This is a genomic window from Cerasicoccus maritimus, from assembly GCA_031296935.1.
Taxonomy (GTDB): Bacteria; Verrucomicrobiota; Verrucomicrobiia; order Opitutales; family Cerasicoccaceae; genus Cerasicoccus; species Cerasicoccus maritimus.
The window spans coordinates 103,913-126,872 of sequence record JAVDPD010000012.1 but is presented as its reverse complement, the minus strand read 5'-3'; the positions used below and the strand labels follow the sequence as shown (position 1 = coordinate 126,872).

Genomic DNA, 22,960 nt, shown 5'->3' with positions numbered 1-22,960 from the left:
ACTGCCGGTTAAAATTGATTAACTATCCTTGGCCGCTCATTTGCTCCATGGCCCGGCGGAACATTTCTTCCTCGGATACGTCCTCAATGTGCTTGGTGAAGGCCCAGCGGTAGCCGAAGGGGTCGACGACCACGCCGCCACGTTCGCCCCACAGGTAGTCCTGCACCGGGTCGATGACTTCTGCACCCGCCGCAACGGCCTGCGCGTGTGCGGCATCGGGGTCCTCGACTTGCAGGCAGATCAGGCTCGGGCAGCCGCCCAACGTTTTCGGGCTCAGGGCTTTCCATTGGGGGAATTCTTCGGACAGATAAACCAGTGTGTCCTGAATCTTCAGCGTCGCGTGCACGATGTCGCCATTGGGCATCGCGAACTTTTGCACGAGCTCGGCGTTGACGGCTTTGGGGTAGTGTTCGAGAGCGGCGGCAGCGCCCACGACGGTCAGGGAGATAGTGAGGGATTGGTTGTGTGGTTGCATGGGTATGAACATGAGAACAATTGAACGTATGTCAATTGATTCTAGTGCAACAATGCTGCGACGAAAGTAATAAAACAGGCCCGGAAGTGCATCCGGGCCTGCATTGAAATCGTCTGGTTCCTGCCTCACCGCATTTTCCCAATGGGAAAATCTTAGGGTGCAGCGGCACGCTGCCTCAGGAGAGGGTGGACACGAGGAGCTTGGCAAAAACCGTCATCATGATCAGCGCGATCGGATACGCGGTAGCGTAGCTGACAACCGGCGCCTGGGAGTCGGTCTTGGCGGTGATGGCTCCCAGAGCGGGGGTGGATGTCATGCCACCGCAGATGCCGCCCAAGGCCTGTAGAATGTTCATTTTGAAGAATTTGGTCGCAATCGGCAGGGCAATGGCGATTGGCGCAACGGTCAGCACGACGCCCATGCCAAAGAGCACGAAGCCGTATTCCTGCAAGGTCGCCACGAGCGCGCCGCCGCCCTTGACGCCAGCATCAGCGAGGAACAGCACGAGACCAAATTCCTGCAAGAGCATGCGCGTTGGGCGGGGAATATGCCCCACGATGCGGCCTACGCGGCCAAAGTGACCCAACACGAGGCCGGTGATTAACGGCCCGCCAGCGAGGCCAAGCGTTAAGGGGCTGCCGCCGGGCAGCTTCACCGGGATCAGGCCCACAATGATCCCCAGGGCGAGGCCCAGGGAGAGCGACAGCAAGTCGGTCTCGTCGACACTGTTACTGCGGTGGCCCACGGTTTCGGAGAAGCCTTTAATGGCTTCCGGGCGGCCAACGACGGTCAGTACGTCGTGGTTTTCAATCACGGTCGATGCGTTGGGCACAAAGGTGAGGCCCAGGCGAGATACGCGGGTGATGACGACGCCGTGGTTTTTCAACGGCGCGATGTCGCGTAAATTTTTACCGGCAAAGTCCTTGCTGGTCACGGCGAGCTCCCGTTTCTCGTTTTCTACGTCGCGCAGGGGGGACTGGTCGCAGCGTTTGCCGAGGTAGTCTATCGCGATGCCGATCTCCTTGGTCAGGCCGACGAGCATGAGGCGCTGGCCGACGTGAAACGTGTCGTCGTAGCTGAGCGGTTCGAGCTTTTCGCCGCGTTGGACACGAGATGCCTGACAAGCATTGAACTGTGCCAGGCCGCTCTCGGAAATGCGTTTGCCTTCGAGATTGGGGTTAGTCACTTCGACGAGGACGTTTTCGACGCGGGCTTCGGTTTCGCGCGGGTCTTTGGCTTCGGCAGCGGCCTTTTTCAGATCCCACTTCAGGAACTTGGGCAGCACCTGAATGACGATTACCACCCCAGCGACCCCAAAGGGGTAGGCGATGCCGTAGCCAATGACCAGCGCCGACTCCCCGACGTTGGACAGGCTTTCGCTGGCTGCCGCGAGGGCCGGTGTGCTCGTTAAGGAGCCTGCAAATATACCCGCCGCCAAGTCCGCCGGGATGTCCAGCGCGAGCGCCAATCCATAGGCCAATGCGGTTCCAATGACGACGATCAGCAAAGCCAATAAGGCCAGTTGGCTACCCTCGCGCGCAATCGCCGAGAAGAAGCGCCCCCCGGCGCCGATGCCTACGCAATACACGAAGAGCACCAAGCCGACAGACCCAATCGCCGTTGGTAGGCCATACTGGAAGTGCCCCGCTAGTAGCGCGGTAAAGAGTACGCCTGAGCTGCCAAGGTTAACCCCCTTGATCGATATTTGTCCTAATAGCAGCCCACTGCCAATAATCACGAATAGCGCAATTAGCGGGTTGCTCATCAGAGTGTGTATAACGCCTTCCTCCATAAGCGGTTTAAGTGATGCTAATTCTGAGTATTTATGCAATAAAAAACATTAATGTTCTTTTGAGTTGCGATGGGCTTTGAAAATCAAAGCCTTGTGCCTCAATGGAGGTTTCGATTTATGGCAGCTTCGCCTGGATCATCGCATTGGGCGCGATTGCGCAGTGGGTGGGTTGGAAACTCAAGATCCCGGCGATCCTGCTTTTGCTGGGAGCAGGATTCTTGGTTGGACCGGTCACTGGGTGGATCAACCCGGATGCAGTGCTTGGTGATCTTCTTTTTCCCATAGTTTCGGCCGCGGTGGCGATCATATTATTTGAGGGGGGACTCACCTTAAAATTTTCGGACTTGCGAGAGGCCGGGGTGACGATTGTCCGGCTGGTGTCGCTGGGCGTGGTCGTTACCTGGGGCATCACCTTTGCGCTGGCCAAATTCTTTCTGGGCTTCGACAGCATGCTGAGCGCCTTGTTTGCCGCGCTGTTGACCGTGACTGGGCCGACGGTGATCGGGCCAATGTTGCGCACCATTCGCCCACGCGGGAAGGTCAAATACATGGCCAAGTGGGAGGGTATTCTTAATGATCCCATTGGTGTGATCCTGGCAGTGCTCGTATTTGAGGTCTTGCTCTCAAACCGGGGTGGCGGTCATGGGCACGAAGATATGGCTGGCAGCATGATCGTAATGCTGGGCTTGCTGAAAACAATTGGCATCGGCGTTATCTTCTCGGCGCTTAGTGGCGGTCTGCTCCTTGGCTTGGTGAAGCTGAAATTGCTGCCTGAGTTTTTGCACAATTTCGTGGTCCTCGCGCTGGTGTTGGGTTCATTTGGCGTCTCGAATCACCTCCAGGAAGAATCTGGCCTGCTGACTGTGACGCTGCTGGGCATCATCATGGGCAACCAAAAGCTCTTCGACGTGCGTCACATCTCGGCTTTTAAGGAGAACCTGCAAATCCTGCTCATCTCGATGTTGTTTATCTTGCTGGCGGCGCGGGTTTCACCGGAGACGGTCAACGCGATCAGTGTTAACAGTGTGCTTTTCGTGGTGGGCTTGATCGTCATCGTGCGCCCGGCGGCGATTCTCGTGTCGACCATCGGCTCGGGCACGTCCTGGAAAGAGCGCGTGCTGCTCATGATGCTCGCCCCGCGAGGGATTGTGGCCGTGGCGCTGACATCGCTTTTCACGCTCAAGCTCTCAGAAGCAGGGGTGGCCGATGCCGATAAAATGATGGCCGTCATGCTGCTCGTGGTCGTAGGGACGGTGGGTTTTTATGGGCTGTTAGCGGCGCCGCTTTCGGCCAAGCTCGGGCTGTCCAACCTGGACCCGCAGGGCGTATTGTTTATCGGCGCGCACGACTGGGCCATTAAAATGGCAAGTGAGCTCAAACAGGCCGGCGGCGATGTCGTCCTGATCGACTCCAACCGCTTTCATGTTCACCGTGCGCGTCGGCAAGAGCTGACCGCACACCCCGGTAATGTCTTTTCCGAAGAATTCCTGGAGGAGCTGGATTTCTCCAACATCGGCCACGCCGTCGCACTGACCGCCAATGACGAGGTCAACGCCTTTGCCCAGACCACGCTGCATGACTACATCGAGCGCGCCGATATCTACCACCTGCTTCCGGAGAAGAGCACCAACCCTCAGGACAACCAGTCCAAGAAGATGAACCCGCTGTTTGCTGAAGATGCGACTTACGGCTTCTTTGAAAAGCAGTTGGCTGGCGGCGCCACTTTCGAACACATCACGCTGCGCGAGAATTTCGATATGTCCGCCTTCGATGAAGAATACGGCGCGCGCGCGGTGCTGCTTTTTTGCATTGAAGAGGAGGGCGACGTCCACATCTTCAACGCGAAATCTAAGATCAGCCCGAAGGAGGGCGCCACCCTGGTCTTCATGCGCTTGGCTGCCGAGGGAGAATAATCGCGTCGCTATCGCTTGGCGCAAGAAGGTGAAAGGATGGTCGAGCGTCAGTCGCCCGTCATTCCCAATGGTTGAGCCTGTGGTGCGGCTTCGAACTTTACGCTGGTCTCCGCGCGCTCACGGCCCAAGCTAACCGTCGATGAGTAAGAGAGTCTGTCGAGAATGCGAAAACCCTTTGCCCAAAGACGCCGACTATTGCGGACGGTGCGGGGAAGGCGTGCGCCAAATCCCGATCGGGTGCGCCGTGATCGGGCTCCTCGCAGCGGCGGGGGCCGTCGTCGGCATCCTGCTTTATTTGAAATCCGCTCTGTAATTTTTATGCCGAATCGCCTAGCCGAATCCCCGAGTCTTTACCTGCGCCAGCACGCGGACAACCCCGTCGACTGGCATCCGTGGGGCGAAGAAGCCTTTGCCGAAGCCAAACGCCACGGCAAGCCCGTGCTCGTTTCCGTGGGCTACAGCGCCTGCCACTGGTGCCACGTGATGGCGCACGAGAGCTTTGAAAACCCCACCATCGCGCGCCTGATGAACCAGCACTTCGTGTGCATCAAGGTCGACCGCGAGGAGCACCCCGACGTGGACCAGATCTACATGGAGGCCGTGCAGATGATCACCCAGCGCGGCGGCTGGCCGCTCAACGCCTTTTGCCTGCCGGACGGGCGCCCGTTCTTTGGCGGCACCTACTTCCCGCCGGAAGACCGCGGCCAGGGCATCGTCCCGTGGCCCCAGCTCATCATGCGCATCTCCGACTACTACCAGAAGAATCGCGACGAGCTGGAGGAGAATGCGGACAACATTTTGAAGAACATGACCGAGGGCAACAAGCCCATCGGCGCCACCGGCGAAGACCTCGAAGGCCAGCACCTGATCACCGCCGCCGAGGGCATCTGCACCCAGCACGACGACGAGTGGGGCGGCTTTGGCGAGGCCCCGAAATTCCCGCCCTCGATGACGCTCGACTTCTTGCTCGCCGTGCGCGGATCGGCCGCCTGCGAGGCGAAGCCCGAGCTCGCCCAGCGCATCGACAAAGTGGCGCGCATGACGCTCAAGGGCATGGCCCACGGCGGCTTGTTTGACCAGGTCGGCGGCGGCTTCTCCCGCTACAGTGTGGACAAGCTGTGGCTGATCCCGCACTTCGAAAAAATGCTCTACGACAACGGCTTGCTGCTCGACGTTTACGCCAAGGGCTGGCAGCGCTACGGCGACCCGATGTTTCGCGCCGTCGCCGAAGAAACCTTAGCCTGGCTGGAGCGCGAAATGCGTGCCCCCGAAGGCGCCTGGCGCGCCGCGCTCGATGCCGATAGCGAAGGCGAAGAAGGCAAATACTACGTGTGGAAACCCGAGGAGATCAAAGCCATCCTCGGCGAGGAAGACGGCGCCACGTTCTGCGACGCCTACAACATCACCGAGAAGGGCAACTTCGAGCACGGCACGACGAACCCCGCGTTCGTTTACGACAGCTTTGAGAAGCGCCAGTCGCTGGAACCTTTGCGTCGCAAAGTATTGGCCGCGCGGCAAGAGCGCATCGCCCCCGGGCTCGACGAGAAGGTGCTCCTGTCGTGGAACAGCCTCGTCGTCCGCGGACTGACCACCGCGGGCTTCGCCTTTGGCGAGAAGGCGTGGATCGAGCGCGCGCGCGAAGTCGCCGACTGGCTCTGGGAAACCTTTGCCAGCGAAGACGCCGACGGCTACACGCGCCTCAAGGCTGTTTACTACAGCGGCGAAGGCGCGCGCTACGATGGCCGCCTGGACGACTATGCGTGGTTCGCCGAAGCCTTGCTTACTTTGTGTGGCAAAGTTGACTGGATCGAGCCCGGCGCATCGCAGGTTTACCTCGACCGCGCCATCGCGCTCGTCAACACGATTCAGGAGCGCTTTACCGACCCGAACATGCCGGGCTGCTTCTTCACCGCCGACGACCAGACCGACCTCGTCACCCGCAAGAAAACGTGGTTCGACAACGCCACGCCCGCGGGCAACTCGGCCATGGTGCAGGTTTACGCGGCGCTCTACGCGCTGACCGGCGCCGGCGACTACGAGGCGCAGCTCCAGGCGCTCCGCCCGGCCTACACCGGCATTGCCCAGCGTGCGCCCAGCGCCGCCGCGCATGCGCTGTCCGGCTTTACACACAGCGCCGTCGGCATTCCAGTGGTTAAGATCAAAGGCGCGCAAGACCTCGACGCCCTGCGCGACGCGATCAGCGCCCGCCCGTGGCGCCCCGTCTTCCTGCAAACCACCGACGACGCCGCGCAGCCCGACGGCTTCCAGCTCTGCGTGGGCACGCAATGCCTCGCGCCCACCACCGACGCCGCCACGCTGGCCGAAAACCTATGAGCCCGCATCGTTGTGAATGGTGCGGCGATGACCCGCTCTACGTCGACTACCACGACCGCGAGTGGGGCGTCCCCGTTCACGACGACCGCAAGCTCTTTGAATTCATCATCCTCGAAGGCGCGCAGGCCGGCCTCAGCTGGATAACTGTCCTCCGCAAACGCGAGCACTACCGCGCAGCGCTGCACGATTTCGACTACGCGCGCATAGCGGAATTTGGGCCCAAGGATTTGGAAACACTCCTCGCGAACGAGGGCATCATCCGCAACCGGCTGAAGGTGGAATCACTCGTGAAGAACGCCCGCGGCACGCTGGCGATCATCGAAGAATTTGGCAGCTTCAACAACTACCTGTGGCGCTTCGTCGATGGCGCGCCGATCCAAAATACCTGGAGCTCGCTGTCCGAAGTCCCCGCAAAGACCACGATCTCCGACGCCCTGAGCAAGGACTTAAAAAAGCGCGGCTTCAACTTCGTCGGTTCCACCATCTGCTACGCCTTCATGCAGGCCGTCGGCATGGTCAACGACCACACGACTGATTGTTTCCGGCATCAAGAATTGCGGGGCTAAACAAGTCAAAGGGGGGCTGATTGTTCCGAGTCATCGCACTCACCTTCAGCCGCATTTTGTAACACCCCTTCTTAACACCGTCCTTATGACCAGTTTGGTTTCGTTGCATGCTGGAAAAATCTCTCGTTCAGTGAGACGCTGACGCGCGGACCGGATCGGACGGCCCGCGCGCGCTTTAGTTAACTCGGCAACACAGTTGGTTTAGTTCGTTGTATTGAGGTTAGGAGGCGGACACCGAGAGCTTGCGCACGCCGAGGTCGCTGGTGGCGATGACGGAGCTGTAGTGCTCCACGGTGATGTCGGTGAACTTCGCGTGGTCTTCGCGATACACGCGGAAGTCGCCGCCGTCGGTGGGGGTGACGAAGCGCTTCAGGTTCGACGGCTCGTCCTTGCTCAGCGCCTGTTGGCCGAAGAACGCGTAAACCGCGTTGCCGACAATGGCGCTTTTGGCCGAAGCCGTGCTTTGGTAACGCGAGGAGAACACGCGGGCATCTTCCAGGAAGAGCTTCTTGGCGAGTTGATCGAGCGTGTAGCTCGCGCCTGCATTGGCGCCGGCGTTGTCTTGGCTTTCATAGGCGCTCGCGCGGAGATCCCACGCGCCTTCACCGAGGATGAGGCGGTTCGGGCGCACGCCAGATTCATCTGCTGCGGCAATGAGCATGGCGCGCAAGTCGCCGTCTGGGTTGCTCGCGTTGTCCCACACCTTGGCTGCATTGGTCGCGGCAGTGTCGAGCGCGGTGATGGCGCGGCGGAGCTCATTGCGCCACAGGCGTTGGAGCAGGATTTGCACGGTGCGCTCTTCCCAGTCGTCGGTGGTGATCTCGTCGTGGTCGATGCGGATTGTCAGGCCCTTGTTGAGCGTTTTTGCCTGAACGATTTCGCCGGTGTATTCGACGCGCTTGAAGGCGCTGCCGATTGCGCGGATGTCATCCGTCTCGGAGAAAAACGCCTCGGCGTTGTTCGCTTTCTGGAACTCAAAACGACGGCCGACCGGCACGCTCGGCGCGACAAAGTCGAGCAGCGCGGCGAGGTTCTCCGGGTCTTTCCAACCGACGGTAAACGCGGTGAGGGCTTCGCTGAAGTGAGCGGCGTTAAAACGGCTTTCGTTGGCCGCGTGGATTTCATTGATGGCGGGTGTAGTCATGATGTTTTTTGCTTGGGAGTTTGTTTTATGGATTGGAGGGGGGGAGGGTTAGGAGAGGACGATCACTTTGTCGGGCGCATCCGCGAGCGCGGCGCCCAGCGATGCGATGTCGGAGCTGGCCGTGCCGGTAAAGGCGTCGATGATGATCGTCTTCGCGGGTGTTTGCGGGATCACTTCGATCAGATCTCCTGCGGTGCTGGCGGAGCTCAGTGCATGGCCGACGTGGTAATACTCACCGGCGAACTCCGGTTCGTTCTGTACTTGGCCGTCGTCTGCGACATAGACCGGACTACCGGCGGTAATCGCCTCGCTGGCGACCATCAGCAGTGTTGAAGACGCGTTGCCCAACGGCGCTACATTGACGTAGTCGCCAGCGCTGCCTGAGTCAGTGATCACGCCGAGCGGCATTTGGTCTGAGCCGCAAAGCGTTACTTCACTTTCGCTCAAGGTGCCAGCGCCGAGCAAGTAACGTTCGCTAATTGCGTAGGACAGTTTACGGGTCAGGCCGCCTTCGTGGACGCCGGTTGCGACATTCGCAAAGACGGGGCGCGAGCCGAAGAGGGCGCGGAGGATATCGTTTAGTGTATTCATGATTTTGTTTTTCTATCTTGGTTGTTTTGGGTTAAACGCTTTGCAGCACAGAGCTACTTTGCGTTAAAAAGTATTGAGTTCTTCAAAGAGCTCCGGGCGCTCTTGCTTGACGGCTTTCCATGCCGTGGCGAAAGGTTCGCCGGTTTGCGCAATGCGCTCGTTCACGTGGTCCAGAAAGCCGCGGCTCGCGTTGCTGGCCTGGCGGAGGTTTAGGTTCAGCGTGCTGGCGGTGGTCTTCAGGGAGGGGCGGCGGGTCTTGAGCTCACTGAGGCCGAGCTCGAAGTCCGCAGTGAGGCCCGCCTGCCAGCGCTCGCGTTCGTTTGGCGCGATGACGCCGGTGAGGACTGCGTTGTCGAGGATGACGCCGATGCGCTCCTGTCGCTCGTTGGCAAGGACGTTGGTCCAGTCGGCATCGGCGTTGACCTGGGGGGAGGGGGAAGCATCGTCGCCGGTGGCTTCGTTGGCGATGGCGTCGCCCGGGATATTGGGCTGGTTCGTTAGACCGACGGAGATCAGGCGGACGGGCTCGAAGACGCCGTCGCCGAGCGGCTTCATCGCCCAGCGCGGTGAGAGGAATTTATAGAACGCATTGCGGAGCAGGTTCTGGCCGGCGTCGGACCAGCGGGGGAGGACGTAGAGCCCGTCCGGGCGAGCGTCGAGCGCTTCGATCCACGCATAGGCGCGGGTGTCAGCGTGGCCACTTTGTCCTGCAAAGTGCTCGTCGTCCGGATGACCGATGTAAACCGGCAGGCCGCCGAACTTGCGGGCGAGGCGACCGCGCAGGCTCTTGAAATGCCTCACGAGCTGCTCGGCGGACGAGCGGTTAAAGCGTTGCAGTCCCTGGCTGTGCGGCCAGTCGCCATACTCGGCGAGGCGGAGCCAGGCGCTGCTGCGCTGCGTGACGGAGGGGATCTCGTTGCAGAGACCGGTGGAGGTGATGGATTGGTTCATAAGTGGGTAGGGTGTGTAAGGTGGGTAGGGTGTGTAGGGTGGGTAAGGTGGAGGGCGATGCGTGTCGTCGTCGTGCGGTTGGTGGTTAAGCTTTGTCTTGCAAAGTTTGCGGTTGGAAAAAGCGTTGGAAGAAACTGCCGAATGCTTTGGGCAAGGCTTCGGCGATGACTTCGCGGGTTTCGTCGACTTCATTGACCGATGGGCCCGCGTCTTTATGACGGATCTGGATGCGAGCGCGGGGTGCCTCGCCGAAGAGGTATTGTGTAACCCAGCGGTCGACCTGACCGTGGAGGATTTCTGATAGGTGGGTGACATCTTCGCGTTCGATCAGCGCGGTCTCTTTGCCCATGAGGCTGATGCCGGTGCCACTGTCCTGGATGGTGCCCATCGGCGAGCCGCGCCAGAGCGTGGCAATGGTTTTATCCATGCGTTCGATGAGGGCTGGGTAGGGGAGGCTGTTGCCGTGGGTGAGGTCGACGACTTCGATCTCGGTGCCGGTCGACATGAGGGCGCGGAAGTCCGTGCCAAACTGCTGAACGGCGTCGAGAGCCTCATCCCACTCGGCGCTGCCAGGTGTGGCGTCGGTCACGCCGCGGACGCCGGGCATGCCGTTGCGCTCGCAGTAGACGAGCCAGTCGCGGAGGGGGAGGTGCTTGAAGAGGTAGGCCACGCTGGTCGCCTCCATGAGGCCGTCGCCGGTGGTGATGAGCCACTCGCCGTCGCGGAGGCTTTGGCCTTCCTGCGCGGCGTCGTTGGGGAGGAGGCGTAGCGCGCCGGTGCGGTTTTCAAAGAACCAGAGCGGGACGAAGCGGAAGCTCGCGCTGAGCGACGCCTCGGCGCCAGCCTGTGGGCGCCAGACGATTTCGTGGACGGCGTAACGCTTGCCGATGGCGTCCATCATTTGGCGAATGAGCAGGCCCATGCCGCCGCGTTCGTTTTGGTCGACGGCGCTGGTGGCTTCGACGTTTTGATAAAACTGCTCTAGTGAAGCTTTGTGACGCAAAGCTTGCGGCGAGCTGTCCTCGGCAATGATGTCCCAGCCGAAACGTGCGGGTGCCTTCTTGCGCTTGGTGGCAACGGATTTAACGATGTCGTCGCGCTGCTCGATGACTTCCCACAGACGGGCGGCCTCGGCGAGCGAGCCAGCGTGAAATGCGTCGAGCTGGCGGGTGAGGCTCTCAGGCGTGAGGTTGCGGACGGGGCTGAATGCGGCGCGGCGGGAGCGGCGCAGTCGGTTAGGATGGATGGCGGTGGCTGTTTTCATGGTCGGTTAGGTTTTAGGAATTAGGTTTTAAGTTTTAGGTGTGTTGGAAAAGGTAGGGCGCAGTCTCCAGACAAGCCGCTGTGTGGTGGGATTGCGGGCCATGCTCTTTCATCGCCGTTCGTTTGCTTTGCGTTGCAGAGTTAGTAAGGGCGTGAGAGCTGAATGCGTTGCAGGTGGAGGCGTGGCTTGGTTTTAGTGGAAGCATGCAGGGCGAGGGCGAGTGCCCAGAATCGATCGGCGTGACCGCTGGGGCCGCGGTCGGCGCTGAAACGGATGTGGCCTGCTGTGGTGGCTTCTTTTTTGATGGCGCGCAGGTCGGCGCGGATGTCCTTGCAATGTGGGATCTTTACGCGGCGCTCCTCGAGGGCGCTGCGGAGCGGGTAGGCGAGGGACTCTTTCAGCGCGGGTGTGAAGGTGACGCCTTCGATGCGGTAGCGACCATAGCGTTCGCGGGCACGCTCGGCGAACTGGCGCCCGAGGCCGGTCTGGTCGATGCAGGCGCGGCGAAGGCCGGGCAGGCGCATGAGGGAGTCGAGCGTGGCCTCTTGCTCGGCAAACGGCGTGTCGCGCAGGCAGATTACTTTGCGTGACAAAGTTTGGTCGCCGATGGCTTCGACGAGCCAGAAGACTGAGAGGTCGTGGTCGCGTCCGATATCGACGCCGAGGTAGAATACGGAGTCCCGGTGGACGGTGTTCGGAGGTCGGTGTTCGGAGGACGGAGGTCGGATCTCTGACTTCTGATTTTCGATCTCTGATTTCCGGCTTCCGATCTTAAGGGTGAGCAGGTCGAGTTCCCAGGTGTCTTGCTCGCTGTATTCAGCAGCGGCAATGAGGTCCCAAGGCAGGAAGGAGCTTTGGTCGTCGGCAGGGACGCAGCAGTACTCTTGGAGAAAGGTTTCTTCGTCCGTGCAACTTTGCCGCACAAAGTTAAAGTAGTCGGCGTCGTCCATTTGCTGGCGTGGGTCGTCGGCGGGGAGCTTGGTTTTGAGGCGCGCCAGGAAGCCTTGGTCGAGTGCGTCTTCGAGAGTGACGCGGTGCAGGGAGATGCCCTTGGGGTTGCCGCCGTGGCGTGCTTCGTTGACGAGCTCGTTGAAGTAATTTTGCGCGCCTCGGTGTGTGGAAATGATCTCCAGCTGGCCGCCCCAGGTGAGGCCGGGCGCGGCGATGGCGTAGAGTTGGCGGGGGTTGCGGTGGAGCGCGAACTCGTCGAGCACGCGGGCTCCGCGCTTGCCGGCCTGCGCATCGGGGTTGCTGGTGAGGGAGTGAATGCGCGGGCCGGTGGCGAAGCGAAGCGTTTGGTTGTTGGCACTGTTTTTACCCGGGAGGAGGGGGGCTACGAGTTGAGTGGCAGCGAGGTTCAATGTGTCGGCGAAGGCGCGGCAGTCTTCCAAGAACAGCTGCGCCTGAATGGCGTCGCGGGAGCTGACCCAGGTGTCGAGACGCTGGCCGTGGCGGGCGGCGCGGCGGACGCAGGCGTAGGCACTGGCCCAGGAGATGCCGACTTGGCGCGACTTTTCCATGATTTTGAAAGGCGCGGGGTCAGCGATCCAGCGCTGCTGGTATGGGAGGAAGAAGGACATGGGAGGGATGTTTGTAAGGTGTGTAAGGTGGGTAGGGTGTGTAGGGTGTGTAAGGTGGGTAGGGTGTGTAGGTGTGTAAGGTGTGTAGGGTTTTTTGTGGGGGGTGGCGGTGATTGACAGGGGGGAGGGCGTGTGGCATTGTGTGTTGATGAACACACACATTTTTAGTTGGCGGATGGGGGTTGTAATGATTGCCCTTTTGATTGGATTGATGGGCACAGCGCAGGCGCAGTCGAAGAAGACGACGGGCTCAACGAGCATTGAGTCGCTGAATGCGAAGCTGGATCGGCTGATACAACAGCAGGGCGGGCGCTACGTTTTTCTGGTGTCAGCGGAAGGCGACCTGTGGCGGCTCGATACCTATGAAGGGAAGGTGGCGATTCTGAATCTCGTGAGCGGCGCTGAGTGGGATACGCTGGACGTTCCGGAGAAGACACTCCGCACGGGCAATGCGTTTTATGAGCAGTTTGTGCAGAAGCTGAATCGGATCGATTTTAATAATAATTGATGGCATGGGTGTTGGTGTGTAAGTGCGTGAGTGTGTAGGTGTGTAAGTGCGTTAGAGGAGGTTGAGCTTTTGCTCGATTTCCTGGAGGACTTCGGGGGTGAGGCCGCCGGGGCGCGTAGTGGCTTCGAGGGCTTGTTCGAGTTGGGCGCGCTTGAGCTCGAACTCGGCGCGTTTGATGTCGGCGTCGTGGACCTTGAGTTCGAGTGACTTGAGCTGAGTGAAGGCGCCGACGAGCTTGTGGATGACGGCTGAGATGACGTTGAGTTCGGCGAGGTCGAGGTGTTTGAGTTCGCAGAGTTGGGAGAAGAGGTTTTCCCATGTGACGGCGAGGGAGGCCTCGGCCATGTTGTGGCCCGGGCAGGCGGATTCGAGGATCTGCTCGACTTGGCGGCGTGCGGCGCGGAGTTGGTCTTGGTTGTTCATGGTAGTTAAGGTGTGTAGGGTGTGTAGGGTGGGAAATCGGTATGCGGGGGCCCCGCCCGGCGCCGCGTGGATTTGCGACGCCGGGTTGAGTGGGACGTTGGGGGATGGCGGGAGTTAGCGAGTAACTTTGTAACGCAAAGTCTTTGGCTTTAGTTTATGGGTTTTACTTTGCGATGCAGAGCTAGCGTTGGCGGGAGTGGAGGTTGTCGAACTTGGCGTCGAACTCAGTGATGCGCTGGTTGTAGATTTTGGACTGCGCAATGAGGGCGGCGATGTGTTCGGCGTTTTGTCGGATGAGGCGATGGATGTCGCCGTGGTCGGTTTTGATGTCGCGTTGGTGGGCGGTCAGTTCCTTGCGCAGTTGGTGAAGCTGAGCTTGAGTGGCGTAGGTGAGCTTGGGGTCGGGCGACTCCGTGAAGTGTTCGCGGAGTCGCATGATCAAGAGCAGACCGCCGAGGAGTGTGGCGCCCGCCAGGACGAGTGAACCGAGGAATTCAGGATTGGCATTCATTTCATTATAAGTTCGTAGGTGTGTAGGTGTGTAGGGTGTGTAGGGTGTGTAGAGTGTGTAAGGTGTGTAGGGTGTGTAGGTGTGTAGGTGTGTAGGTTCGTGGATTCGTAGGGTTGTGGGCGTTTGAACTTTACGAATCTACACACTTTACGAACGTTATAACTTTGCATTGCAAAGTTAGAAGCGGTTGTGGCCGGCGAGCGAGCCGCCGAAGTAGAGACCGACGATCGCACTGAGCAGGTGGGTGTCGAGCGGGGTGATGGTGAGGCCGCGGACTTCCTTCCAGTGGATTTTTTCCACGTCGTTGGTGAAGAACCAAAAGCCTTCTTCGAGCTCTGGGTATCCGACCTGCATGAGGATGTCGGGACGCCAAATGGCGATGATCTTTGGCAGGGCGATGACGGAGAAAACACAGGTCAGCGCAATGACGCGACGCGTCCATTGAAAGCCTGAGTTGGAGTAGCGGCGGGCACTGTCGATATGGCCGGCTTGTTGGTTGAGCGCTTGCATGGCGAGCAGTCGCTCTTCGCGGCGAGCGGCGTTGGACATGGCCCACATTTTCATCATGCCGCCCATGAGCGAGGAGCCCACAAGGGTGATGAGTTCGGCTGGGAATGCTGGATTCATGGCGAAGTTTTAGGAATTAGGTTTTAAGAATTAGGATGAGTGATTTTTTACTTTGTGTTGCAGAGTTTCGTCAGGGGCGAACGGGGAGACCGGACGGTTTGCGGTTGGCGTTTTATGAGAAGTGCGTTGATGGTGGTGTTTGCCATTTGGTTGGAACCGGCGGTCTGCCCGTTCGCCCCTGACGATGGCTAAATAATAACAAAGTTTTTTCCGGGCGTAAATGGCTCAGCTGGCTACACAGGTTCAGTTGGCTCAGTTGGCTCGGTGGGGCACTTTTTCTATATTATGTCTAATTTTCGGCGCCACTGAGTGGCTCTGAATATTAGTGACTAATAGTGAGTAGCTCTCACTCGTGCTCACTGGCGCCAAAATTCAACAAAACGCGGGCTTGGAATGGCCGGAAAAATATTTTTTTTTAAAAAGATGCGTATAGTGACCCGGGAAACGGTTTTTCATCACGGCATTGGCCTGCCGCCGGGCGAAGTTGTTCCCTTGGAAAGCGGAATCTGCCCAAAAACGGAATTGCGGCTGATGTCTTACGGGCTTGATGATTACGTGGAGCAGCGCACATGTACTGTAGACGATGCGCTGGCTATGGTGGGGAAGGACGCAGTTACCTGGATACACGTGCGCGGGGTAGGCGACCGTGCTTCGATCACCGAGCTCACGACAAAGCTCGGGGTGCATCCGCTGGCGATCGAGGATATTTTAAACACCGATGGTCGCCCGAAACTCGATGAGTTTGACGACGACCTTTTTCTGCTGACCAAAGCGGGCCTCTTTAAACAGGAAGAGCGCGCGATTTATATGGAGCAGGTGGCGATTTACCTGGGTGAAAACTTTCTGCTGAGCGTGCAGGAGAGTAATGAGGAACTGTTCGAGCCGGTCGCGCGCCGCATTCGCAAGGTCGGAGCGCGCATACGCAGCCGCGGGCATAGCTACCTGATGTTTGCATTGCTCGATGTGAAGAACGATTTCTTGTTGTCAATCGTTGATGAGGTTGAGGATGACATTGTGGCGACGGAACAAGTGATGATTGATCCGCAGGGCGACGAAGAGGCTCCACGGAAAAGAAGGCACAGCGATCGCGATGGTGGCATTAGCATCGAGATGATCTACCGTAAAAAAAGATCCGTGCTTGCTCTGATGCGAATTCTGCTGCCGATACGTGATAATGCGAACCGCCTGGAGCTCCTCGACCATTCACTAATTGCCGAGGAGGACCGCTTTTATTTCCGCGACCTGGCAGACTCAGCGCGCCGTGCTGTCGATCGCATGGACCATAGCCGAATCATTCTGCAAACGATGCAGGAGTTTTATCACTTGGAGCAGGAACACCGAACCAATGAGGTCATGAAAGTGCTGACGATCATTGCGACGCTTTTTCTGCCGCTCACGTTCATTGCCGGTGTTTATGGGATGAACTTTGATCACGAGGTAAGCCCGTGGAATATGCCCGAACTATACTGGAAGTATGGGTATCCATTGTGCCTGGGGCTAATGTTTTTCATCTTTGCAGCGTTTTTGGTCTACTTCCGAAAGAAGCGTTGGATCTAGTTTGCTTTGCGACGCAAAGTTAATGAGCCGCTGAATTGTGCTGCGTAAAGCAGATCCATAGAGCGTCTGTTTTCGCCGGGAAAAACCGCTTGCGATTGCGGGCGCATTGGGAAAAATGAGGGGCATGGCAAAGTACTTTTACTGCCTCCTGTTTTTTCTTCTCTGGCCTGTTGCCGCGCCGCTTAGCGCGCAAGTGGCAGACTCACCTGCTCTTGACTTTTTACCCGCAGGGGAGCTGAGGGTGGGAATTAACCCGGAGCAGCCACCCGTGATTTTTGTTCAGGACAAGCGCATAGCGGGGCTGGAGGCGGATTTGGCGCGTGCATTCGCAATGGACCTCGGTGTGCCGCTAAATTTTGTGGTGATGGATTGGGATGAACTCATCCCAGCCCTGACCAGTGGGAAGATTGATATCATTATGTCGGGCATGACAGCGACCGAGGTGCGCTCGGTGCGCATTAATTTTTCGACGCCGTACTTGGTGACTGGGCAGATGCCGCTCGTGCGAGCCAGTGACTTATCCCGCTATCCGACGACACTTGCGCTCAAATACACGCAGGCGCGTGTGGGAGTGGAGAAGGGCACGACGGGCGACTTCCTGGTGCGCGAAAACTTCCTCTACGCCGAGCGCGTGCCCTATGATAATATCAGTGTGGCGGCTGCTGATTTGGCCAAGGGGCAGATTGATATGGTGGTGGCCGATGCGCCGACTGTCTGGTGGCTCGCCGCTGACGATAGCATGAAGGGGCTGACTCCGGTTGGGGCGGTGCTGACGAATGAATACATCGCCTGGGGCATTGCCAAAAGGAACCCCGGGCTTAAGCATGCGGCGGATTCTTTTGTGGCGAAGTTGCAGGCCAGTGGTGATCTCGACGTGATGGTGAAGCATTGGCTGCCGTATGTGGCGCGCGCGACAACGCTGCCTCAGCGAAGGCCCACTCCACCTACTCCTGTGACGGAGGAGGAAGAAGCAAAGCCGCGAAACCCTGACCATTTTCAGGGCGGCGCACGCTAGAGATAACATGCTGTTTGAACAAGTCTTCGAATTGACAGAAAGACATTAGCTTTACATGCGATAGGCAGTATGCCAGTGTGCATGCTTTGCATTGCAAAGCGCGGGCGTAGTACAACGGCTAGTATGTGAGCTTCCCAAGCTTGAGATGAGGGTTCGATTCCCTCCGCCCGCACCATGTGTAAAGTGCTGAATGTGATAGGATTGGGTGGTTTTTAGTGCGTGGATTGTTGAGGTCGATCATCTCATTAAGATGTCAAATTGGGCTCGATTTGCCCTCATTTTCAAAGAATCTAGTCGAAAATACCGGGGCATACAAAACACCTTTGAAACTAAGAGGGCGTCTAAAAAGTCTGATCGAGTCGGGGAGATGTATTCGAGAGGCGAAATTTCGGCTTCTGAAGCGAGGCGAAACCAGTTTCGTCGAGGTGAAGAAATGGAATTTTGACCACGAAGACGCTCTCCAACGAAGGTCAATTGAGTTTTTATACGCCCTCTTAGGAAGCGGCAGAAGCAGCAACGTGCTCAGTATGCTACAACAGGAACCGATGCAACGCTGACGATGATTAAGATTGCTGAGTATCGAGAGGCGAAACTGTTGGCTGGCGGTGTCGATTTGCGAGACGTCGTTTCGTTCTGGTTGGAGCATGGTTCTGCATCAGCCCGTTCACCGGTGACGGGTGTCTGTTGTGTGATATCGGTTTACCTCATTCGCTCAGTCTTCGCTATGCTTTCGGTGCGCAACGGCGGGCATTGATTTCATCCCAGTCACGCACTCCTACACGGTTCGCCCACTGTTGGTAGAGAGAGGATAGCTCTGCGACGATCTCAGATTTTTCCTTGGCCAGGTCGTGCATTTCTGTGCGATCGGTTTCTATGTCGAACAGTTCCCAAGCACCCGGATGTCGGCAGACGAGCTTCCACTTGCCGCGGCGTATCGCTTTATTGCCTTCATGCTCCCAGCAAAGGACTTCTCGGTCGAACGGCATGTTTTCAAACGTAGCCGACATGCTGTAGCCTTCGAGTGGTTTGACTGGCATCCCCTGACGTGCGCTTGGATATTCGGTTCCGGCAAGCTCTAGGAATGTGGCCATTACGTCGGGGAGCTGGGCGCACTGGGTGCGTAATTCGCCGTGTGCTTTGATGCCGGCAGGCCAGTGAACGATAAATGGCGTCGAGATGCCGCCCTCGTGCACCCAGTGTTTGTACAGACGAAAAGGCGTATTGGACACATTGGCCCAGGGAACTCCATAACTGCTATAGGTGCTTTCATCGCCGGGCCAAATGTCTGGTGTATTGCCCACGCTTACTTTGCGACCATCGCGTGTGTATTCGGTGCTCGCGCGACCATGCATCCACTTCGCCCATTCGGCCTGGACTTCTTCGGCGCAACCACCGTTATCCGCGAGGAATACGATTACTGTATTTTCAAACTGTCCATTGTTCTTGAGTGCCTGGATAATGCGACCGATGCCTTGGTCCATGCGGTCAATCTGTGCTGCGTAAACTTCCATGCGGCGTGCTTCCCAAGCTTGGTTGGGTTGTTCCGTCCAGGGGCCAACTTCGGGGTCGCGATTGGTCAGGTCCCAGTTGGTGTCAATGATGCCCATCTGGTTCATACGGTGGAGACGTTCCTCGCGAAGGCGGTCCCACCCGGCATCAAAGCGTCCCTTATATTTGGCGATATCGTGCTCATGGGCGTGGAGAGGCCAATGGGGAGCGGTATAGGCAACGTATTGGAAAAAGGGCTGATCGCCATGCGTTGTGGCATGCGCAGTGAGTTGCTGAATGGCGTGGTTTGAAATTGCGTCGGTTAGGAAAAAATCGTCTGGCTCGTCGAGCGGGTCCACGCGTTCGTTACCGCGGACAAGCGTGCAAGGCTGGTAGTAATTAGCCGCTCCACCGATGATGCCAAAGTAATCGTCGAAGCCACGCTGAAGTGGCCAGTTGTGCTTTGGTGCATCGTTTTGAATGTGACGCGTGATATGCCACTTGCCGGAAGCGTAGTTGCGATAGCCTGCGGGTTTGAGCGCCTCGGCGATGGTGACGGACCGGGGGCTCAGATCGCCCAAGTAACCATCGACATCGTCGTTATTCGTCATGTGCCCGATGTCTGCTTGATGCGGGTGCAGGCCGGTGAGCAGTGACGCACGGGAGGGACAGCAGCGTGCCGTGTTATAAAACTGGGTGTACCGCAGGCCATTTTCCGCGAGCGAATTAAGATTGGGAGTATCGACCTCGCCGCCATAGCAACCGAGGTCGGAATAGCCCATATCGTCATTGAGTATTAAAAGGAAGTTCGGAGCTTGCTTAGGCATCTTTGGCTACGCGCTGATGGTTGTGGATGGTTGTTTAACGTTTACTCGGTATAGTCGTTCCTCGCTTTCAGCATAGCCGATGCGATTCGCGATTGTCTTAATGGAGTGCTGTTTGGGTTGAAGTCGTAGGGGACCGGTGTAGAGCCGCCAGTGACTGTCGCCCTCCAGTTGATATGCGATTGAGGCACCTTGAGTGGCGCTTTGAAGTATGATTGTTGCAGGAAAGCTGGTGCAGGTTTCTTCATCCATCACGCCGAGGCCGGCGCATCCCTCCTGATAGCATGCGGCGATGGGCGCCACGGTTTGCGGTTGCTTGCCGTTGGGATACCACCGCGCGACCATTTCTGACTCAGAAATTTCGCCCATGTCACCAACTTCATCCAGCCAGTTGTCGAGTGCGTCGCTGAGGCGCCGGCGATCCGAGTCGTAGGCTAGATCTTTTGCGAGGTTGTTTGTTTCGAAAGGATCAGCTTCTGTATCGTAGAGTTCTTCGACTGCTCGGGTATTTGCAAAGAAAAGACTCTCCTGTAGATCTGTTAATTCTCCGCTCAGATGTAAGCGCCACAGTTCCTCCATAATCGGATGCTGGTGGAGGTAGGGAATCCAGACTGCGCGCGGTGCTTCGGGATAGTAGTTGCGGATGTATTTGAAGCGTTGGTCGCGGCAGGCGCGGACGCGGTCGTAGGTGCAGTCGTGACGATCCCTCGATGCGAAAACATAGTCTCGCGATGGAGCGCGCTCCGGTCCGAGAAACGCCTGGCCCTGTATATGGTGTGGAATATCCAGTCCGGCGAGTGACAGTACTGTTGGTCCGAGATCGATGCTGCTGATGAGCTCATCGCGGACTTCGCCTGCGGTCAGGCCATCCGGCCAGCGAATGATCATGGGGATGTGAATGCCGGAGTCGTATGGCCAGCGCTTGCCTCGAGGGAGCGGACCGTGGTCGCTCCAGTGAAAGACGATGGTGTTTTCGGCGAGCCCATCATCTTCAAGGTCTTGGAGCATCTGGCCGAGAAGGGAGTCGTTATAGCTGATGTTGTTATACATCCTGGCCATTGACTCTCGAACCTTTGGCGTGTCAGGGAAGTAGGGCGGGAGGGGGATCGTGTCTGGATCAACATAGGCTTTGGGGTTCTTGTCTTCCCACATGCCGCTTTCGTGAGTTACACCCAAGTTGAACACGGAGAAGAATGGTTGATCAGGGGCAGGCCGATTACGCCAATGGGCTTGATGGCCTTGTTCATCCCATGCGGTGCGTGGCGTTTGGAACTGGTAATCGGTTTTCTCGTTGTTTGTGCAGAAGTAGCCCGCCGCGCGTAGGTATTCAGTGAAGCACTTTACATGAGGAGGCGCTACGGTGTTGTAGGGTGTGGGCAACTCCGGCATCCCCTTCTGGACGTGGGTCGTGCGCATATGGTGTGCTCCAATCGAGATTGGATACATGCCTGTAATGATTCCTGCACGCGCCGGTGCGCATACCCCGGCTGTTGAATAGGCATTTGGCCAGCGACACCCTTCGGCTGCCAGTCGATCCAAATTGGGGGTAATCGCTACGGGATCCCCATAACACCCGTAGTAAGGGTTGGTGTCTTCAAAGGAAATCCAGAGGATGTTGAGTTTTTGGGACATTATAAGAAATCATTTCGTCAATGATGGGCGGTGTCGTTGCCAACTGCGCCACCAACTTCAATGCCGTCTAAAATTGTGCGCGATACACCCTGCCACCTTGTGCAAAGCTATTTGCAGGCAAGGTGGCCGAGTGTGACGCCAACTTCACTAAAACTTCCGCTTTCGGGGTTAATCTCAGTGGTCGTTGGGACGGGTTAAAGTTCGTCTATCCGAATGACCCTTACGCTTAGCGAGCAGCTGCACGCTTTCTGCGGATCAAGGCACCGAATACGCCAAGCGATAAAATCAACGCGTAGGTGGACGGTTCAGGAATGATGCTTCCGGTTGCAGCATAGTCGCCTGCTTGGCTAATGGTAAAGCTGAGGTATTCGCCATCGTAAACTACATTCTCGGCGGCCGCGATTGACCAGGATTCTTGATCGTCTTCCCGGAAGTAGATGCTGTATTCATCGACAGATGCGCCGACCAGCAAGGAGAGGTAAATGTAATCTGCTGATTCCGTAAGCGTTGAGGAAATGGTGTAGGCGTTGAGAACGGTTTCGCCGCCGATGTCGCTAATATTCAAGCTGGTGGCAGAGAAATCGCCAGTGCCCACGTCGCTGCGGAATGCTGCGATGAAGTTGGCGCTGTCATAGCTGAGACGTTGGCTGCTCAAGTCTCCGCTGACCGTGCCCGTTGATGCGCTGACGGTGTTGGCGACAAACTCGTTGCTGCCATTCCATTCGCCGCCCCAGGTGTTGTAAACGCCCCCGGTTCCCGTAAAGGAACTCGCGGTAATTGGCGTGTAAGTCCCTGCGGTGAGTGTGGGGGAGGCGAAGAGGTTGACGGTGTCATTGTTTTGGAATTGGCCGGTGGCATTGACCATGCCATTGTTGGTGACGTGGATATTCACCATGCCGGACTCGGCGGTTCCGTTGCGATTCACGATGATGTTTTTGTTCGCGGTCGTCGAGTAACTGCCACCGTTTGCGACCGTTAACGAACCCGAGCCAGCAAAGCCAATATTGGAGATGGTATCGGTTGTCACACTGGAACCGCTGCCGGTAACGACCAATGAGCCAGTGCCGCCCGAGCTACGTCCCAGGGAGATTCCCCCCGAGGTGATGTTCGCGCCGTCGCTAACGACTACTGCGCCGTCACCAGAATTACCAAGAAAGATGGATCCGGCATTCCAGTATGAGCTTGCACCGGTAATCGTTACACGACCAATGGAGCCCGTGCTATTGCCCACGTTACTTGTTCCTTCCGTGCTTAAGCCACCGCCGTTGGAAATGAGTAATGTGCCATTGCCGCCCTGTCCGATGTTGAGAAATTCTCCGGTGGCGAAGTTCCATGCTGATCCAGAACCAGAGATCGTGACGCTGGCGGTAATACCGCTTGAGTTAGCGATGAAGCCGCGGGCAGATGTGAGGGTGCTGCCACCTTCGATAAGTAAAGAGCCATCGCCTGAGTTGTTGCCAACTTGAACTTGTGTGCCAGCATCACCCCCGCTTGACCAGAATGCGTCACTGGAGTCGGGCGTGGTAAAGCCGGTGGGGGTGACGGTTGCCTGAGCAGTGATTGTCGCAAATGAAGAAAGGATGGCCGCAATGACTGCGAGCTCCTTGGGCTTGCTTGGAGTGAGCGGGGAACGGTTTGCGTGTTTCATGGGTATAGTACTATTTTTTTAGGGTTGGCTGATTGCCCGTAGGGCAGCTCTATTCGAATAGGGTGATAACTGTATCATAAAAAATACACGGAGAGTAGAACGGAAGCCGACCAAAGA

General features: G+C 57.7%; 19 protein-coding genes and 1 tRNA gene. 7 read left to right on the top strand and 13 right to left on the bottom strand.

The window, feature by feature from the left end; translation table 11 throughout:
- Positions 1–22: 22 nt before the first annotated feature.
- Both RBB62_RS09555 and RBB62_RS09550 read right to left on the bottom strand, forming a co-directional pair.
- Positions 23–487, bottom strand: a complete 465-nt coding sequence (locus RBB62_RS09555; protein ID WP_309398543.1) for a VOC family protein — start codon at positions 485–487, stop codon at positions 23–25.
- Between the two features lie 163 nt (positions 488–650).
- A complete protein-coding gene (locus RBB62_RS09550; RefSeq protein ID WP_309398542.1) occupies positions 651–2,240 on the bottom strand; it encodes an aspartate:alanine exchanger family transporter in 1,590 nt (529 codons plus the stop codon).
- A gap of 128 nt (positions 2,241–2,368) precedes the next feature.
- Between RBB62_RS09550 and RBB62_RS09545 the strand changes: the two genes are divergently transcribed.
- The 3 genes from RBB62_RS09545 to RBB62_RS09535 all read left to right on the top strand — a co-directional run bounded on the left by RBB62_RS09545 (position 2,369) and on the right by RBB62_RS09535 (position 7,080).
- A complete protein-coding gene (locus RBB62_RS09545; protein WP_309398541.1) occupies positions 2,369–4,180 on the top strand; it encodes a cation:proton antiporter in 1,812 nt (603 codons plus the stop codon).
- 318 nt (positions 4,181–4,498) lie between these two features.
- A complete protein-coding gene (locus RBB62_RS09540) occupies positions 4,499–6,514 on the top strand; it encodes a thioredoxin domain-containing protein (RefSeq protein WP_309398540.1) in 2,016 nt (671 codons plus the stop codon).
- A complete protein-coding gene (locus tag RBB62_RS09535) occupies positions 6,511–7,080 on the top strand; it encodes a DNA-3-methyladenine glycosylase I (RefSeq protein ID WP_309398539.1) in 570 nt (189 codons plus the stop codon). Before RBB62_RS09540 ends, RBB62_RS09535 begins: the two co-directional genes overlap by 4 nt.
- A 220-nt stretch (positions 7,081–7,300) precedes the next feature.
- On the opposite strand, the gene RBB62_RS09530 is transcribed toward RBB62_RS09535, so the two are convergent.
- The 5 genes from RBB62_RS09530 to RBB62_RS09510 all read right to left on the bottom strand — a co-directional run bounded on the left by RBB62_RS09530 (position 7,301) and on the right by RBB62_RS09510 (position 12,610).
- Positions 7,301–8,224 carry a hypothetical protein gene (locus RBB62_RS09530; RefSeq protein WP_309398538.1) on the bottom strand — a complete coding sequence of 308 codons (924 nt, stop codon included), beginning with the start codon at positions 8,222–8,224 and terminating at the stop codon, positions 7,301–7,303.
- 48 nt (positions 8,225–8,272) lie between these two features.
- A complete protein-coding gene (locus RBB62_RS09525) occupies positions 8,273–8,815 on the bottom strand; it encodes a capsid cement protein (RefSeq protein ID WP_309398537.1) in 543 nt (180 codons plus the stop codon).
- Between the two features lie 63 nt (positions 8,816–8,878).
- Positions 8,879–9,766: a phage protease gene (locus tag RBB62_RS09520; protein ID WP_309398536.1), complete on the bottom strand. Its 888-nt coding sequence runs from the start codon at positions 9,764–9,766 to the stop codon at positions 8,879–8,881.
- 85 nt (positions 9,767–9,851) lie between these two features.
- Positions 9,852–11,030, bottom strand: coding sequence for a phage portal protein family protein (locus tag RBB62_RS09515; protein ID WP_309398534.1), 1,179 nt, complete (start codon positions 11,028–11,030; stop codon positions 9,852–9,854).
- A 140-nt stretch (positions 11,031–11,170) separates the two neighbouring features.
- A complete protein-coding gene (locus RBB62_RS09510) occupies positions 11,171–12,610 on the bottom strand; it encodes a phage terminase large subunit family protein (RefSeq protein ID WP_309398533.1) in 1,440 nt (479 codons plus the stop codon).
- Positions 12,611–12,821: 211 nt separating this feature from the next.
- On the opposite strand from RBB62_RS09510, the gene RBB62_RS09505 reads away from it, so the two are divergent.
- On the top strand, positions 12,822–13,118 hold the full coding sequence (locus tag RBB62_RS09505) for a hypothetical protein (protein WP_309398531.1): 297 nt from the start codon (positions 12,822–12,824) through the stop codon (positions 13,116–13,118).
- Between the two features lie 51 nt (positions 13,119–13,169).
- On the opposite strand, the gene RBB62_RS09500 is transcribed toward RBB62_RS09505, so the two are convergent.
- The 3 genes from RBB62_RS09500 to RBB62_RS09490 all read right to left on the bottom strand — a co-directional run bounded on the left by RBB62_RS09500 (position 13,170) and on the right by RBB62_RS09490 (position 14,679).
- The gene (locus RBB62_RS09500) at positions 13,170–13,541 is read right to left on the bottom strand and encodes a hypothetical protein (RefSeq protein WP_309398530.1); all 372 of its coding nucleotides are present in this window, start codon (positions 13,539–13,541) and stop codon (positions 13,170–13,172) included.
- Between the two features lie 181 nt (positions 13,542–13,722).
- The gene (locus RBB62_RS09495; protein WP_309398529.1) at positions 13,723–14,052 is read right to left on the bottom strand and encodes a hypothetical protein; all 330 of its coding nucleotides are present in this window, start codon (positions 14,050–14,052) and stop codon (positions 13,723–13,725) included.
- 177 nt (positions 14,053–14,229) lie between these two features.
- Positions 14,230–14,679, bottom strand: a complete 450-nt coding sequence (locus RBB62_RS09490) for a hypothetical protein (protein ID WP_309398528.1) — start codon at positions 14,677–14,679, stop codon at positions 14,230–14,232.
- A 393-nt stretch (positions 14,680–15,072) separates the two neighbouring features.
- Here RBB62_RS09490 and corA point away from each other — a divergent pair, with 393 nt between their 5' ends.
- The 3 genes from corA (at position 15,073) to RBB62_RS09475 (ending at position 17,426) form a co-directional block, all read left to right on the top strand.
- Positions 15,073–16,236: a magnesium/cobalt transporter CorA gene (corA, locus tag RBB62_RS09485; RefSeq protein WP_309398527.1), complete on the top strand. Its 1,164-nt coding sequence runs from the start codon at positions 15,073–15,075 to the stop codon at positions 16,234–16,236.
- A gap of 124 nt (positions 16,237–16,360) precedes the next feature.
- Positions 16,361–17,251: a transporter substrate-binding domain-containing protein gene (locus tag RBB62_RS09480; protein ID WP_309398526.1), complete on the top strand. Its 891-nt coding sequence runs from the start codon at positions 16,361–16,363 to the stop codon at positions 17,249–17,251.
- 100 nt (positions 17,252–17,351) lie between these two features.
- Positions 17,352–17,426 (top strand) — tRNA-Gly (locus RBB62_RS09475).
- A gap of 547 nt (positions 17,427–17,973) precedes the next feature.
- Here RBB62_RS09475 and RBB62_RS09470 read toward each other — a convergent pair.
- The 3 genes from RBB62_RS09470 to RBB62_RS09460 form a co-directional block, all read right to left on the bottom strand.
- Positions 17,974–19,566 carry an arylsulfatase gene (locus RBB62_RS09470; protein WP_309398525.1) on the bottom strand — a complete coding sequence of 531 codons (1,593 nt, stop codon included), beginning with the start codon at positions 19,564–19,566 and terminating at the stop codon, positions 17,974–17,976.
- 6 nt (positions 19,567–19,572) lie between these two features.
- Positions 19,573–21,195 (bottom strand): sulfatase family protein, encoded by a 1,623-nt coding sequence (locus RBB62_RS09465; RefSeq protein WP_309398523.1) that lies wholly within the window; start codon positions 21,193–21,195, stop codon positions 19,573–19,575.
- A 226-nt stretch (positions 21,196–21,421) separates the two neighbouring features.
- A complete protein-coding gene (locus RBB62_RS09460) occupies positions 21,422–22,843 on the bottom strand; it encodes a PEP-CTERM sorting domain-containing protein (RefSeq protein WP_309398522.1) in 1,422 nt (473 codons plus the stop codon).
- Between the last annotated feature and the right edge of the window lie 117 nt (positions 22,844–22,960).

What these genes read in the sequence shown, in the direction of transcription:
- RBB62_RS09535 (WP_309398539.1), top strand. Translation starts at nt 6,511, where the DNA reads ATGAGCCCGCATCGTTGTGAATGGTGCGGCGATGACCCGCTCTACGTC.
- RBB62_RS09500 (WP_309398530.1), bottom strand. Translation starts at nt 13,541, where the DNA reads ATGAACAACCAAGACCAACTCCGCGCCGCACGCCGCCAAGTCGAGCAG.
- RBB62_RS09525 (WP_309398537.1), bottom strand. Translation starts at nt 8,815, where the DNA reads ATGAATACACTAAACGATATCCTCCGCGCCCTCTTCGGCTCGCGCCCC.
- RBB62_RS09490 (WP_309398528.1), bottom strand. Translation starts at nt 14,679, where the DNA reads ATGAATCCAGCATTCCCAGCCGAACTCATCACCCTTGTGGGCTCCTCG.
- RBB62_RS09510 (WP_309398533.1), bottom strand. Translation starts at nt 12,610, where the DNA reads ATGTCCTTCTTCCTCCCATACCAGCAGCGCTGGATCGCTGACCCCGCG.
- RBB62_RS09540 (WP_309398540.1), top strand. Translation starts at nt 4,499, where the DNA reads ATGCCGAATCGCCTAGCCGAATCCCCGAGTCTTTACCTGCGCCAGCAC.
- RBB62_RS09520 (WP_309398536.1), bottom strand. Translation starts at nt 9,766, where the DNA reads ATGAACCAATCCATCACCTCCACCGGTCTCTGCAACGAGATCCCCTCC.
- RBB62_RS09480 (WP_309398526.1), top strand. Translation starts at nt 16,361, where the DNA reads ATGGCAAAGTACTTTTACTGCCTCCTGTTTTTTCTTCTCTGGCCTGTT.
- RBB62_RS09545 (WP_309398541.1), top strand. Translation starts at nt 2,369, where the DNA reads ATGGAGGTTTCGATTTATGGCAGCTTCGCCTGGATCATCGCATTGGGC.
- RBB62_RS09505 (WP_309398531.1), top strand. Translation starts at nt 12,822, where the DNA reads ATGGGCACAGCGCAGGCGCAGTCGAAGAAGACGACGGGCTCAACGAGC.
- RBB62_RS09495 (WP_309398529.1), bottom strand. Translation starts at nt 14,052, where the DNA reads ATGAATGCCAATCCTGAATTCCTCGGTTCACTCGTCCTGGCGGGCGCC.
- corA (WP_309398527.1), top strand. Translation starts at nt 15,073, where the DNA reads ATGGCCGGAAAAATATTTTTTTTTAAAAAGATGCGTATAGTGACCCGG.
- RBB62_RS09460 (WP_309398522.1), bottom strand. Translation starts at nt 22,843, where the DNA reads ATGAAACACGCAAACCGTTCCCCGCTCACTCCAAGCAAGCCCAAGGAG.
- RBB62_RS09465 (WP_309398523.1), bottom strand. Translation starts at nt 21,195, where the DNA reads ATGTCCCAAAAACTCAACATCCTCTGGATTTCCTTTGAAGACACCAAC.
- RBB62_RS09515 (WP_309398534.1), bottom strand. Translation starts at nt 11,030, where the DNA reads ATGAAAACAGCCACCGCCATCCATCCTAACCGACTGCGCCGCTCCCGC.
- RBB62_RS09470 (WP_309398525.1), bottom strand. Translation starts at nt 19,566, where the DNA reads ATGCCTAAGCAAGCTCCGAACTTCCTTTTAATACTCAATGACGATATG.
- RBB62_RS09550 (WP_309398542.1), bottom strand. Translation starts at nt 2,240, where the DNA reads ATGAGCAACCCGCTAATTGCGCTATTCGTGATTATTGGCAGTGGGCTG.
- RBB62_RS09530 (WP_309398538.1), bottom strand. Translation starts at nt 8,224, where the DNA reads ATGACTACACCCGCCATCAATGAAATCCACGCGGCCAACGAAAGCCGT.
- RBB62_RS09555 (WP_309398543.1), bottom strand. Translation starts at nt 487, where the DNA reads ATGTTCATACCCATGCAACCACACAACCAATCCCTCACTATCTCCCTG.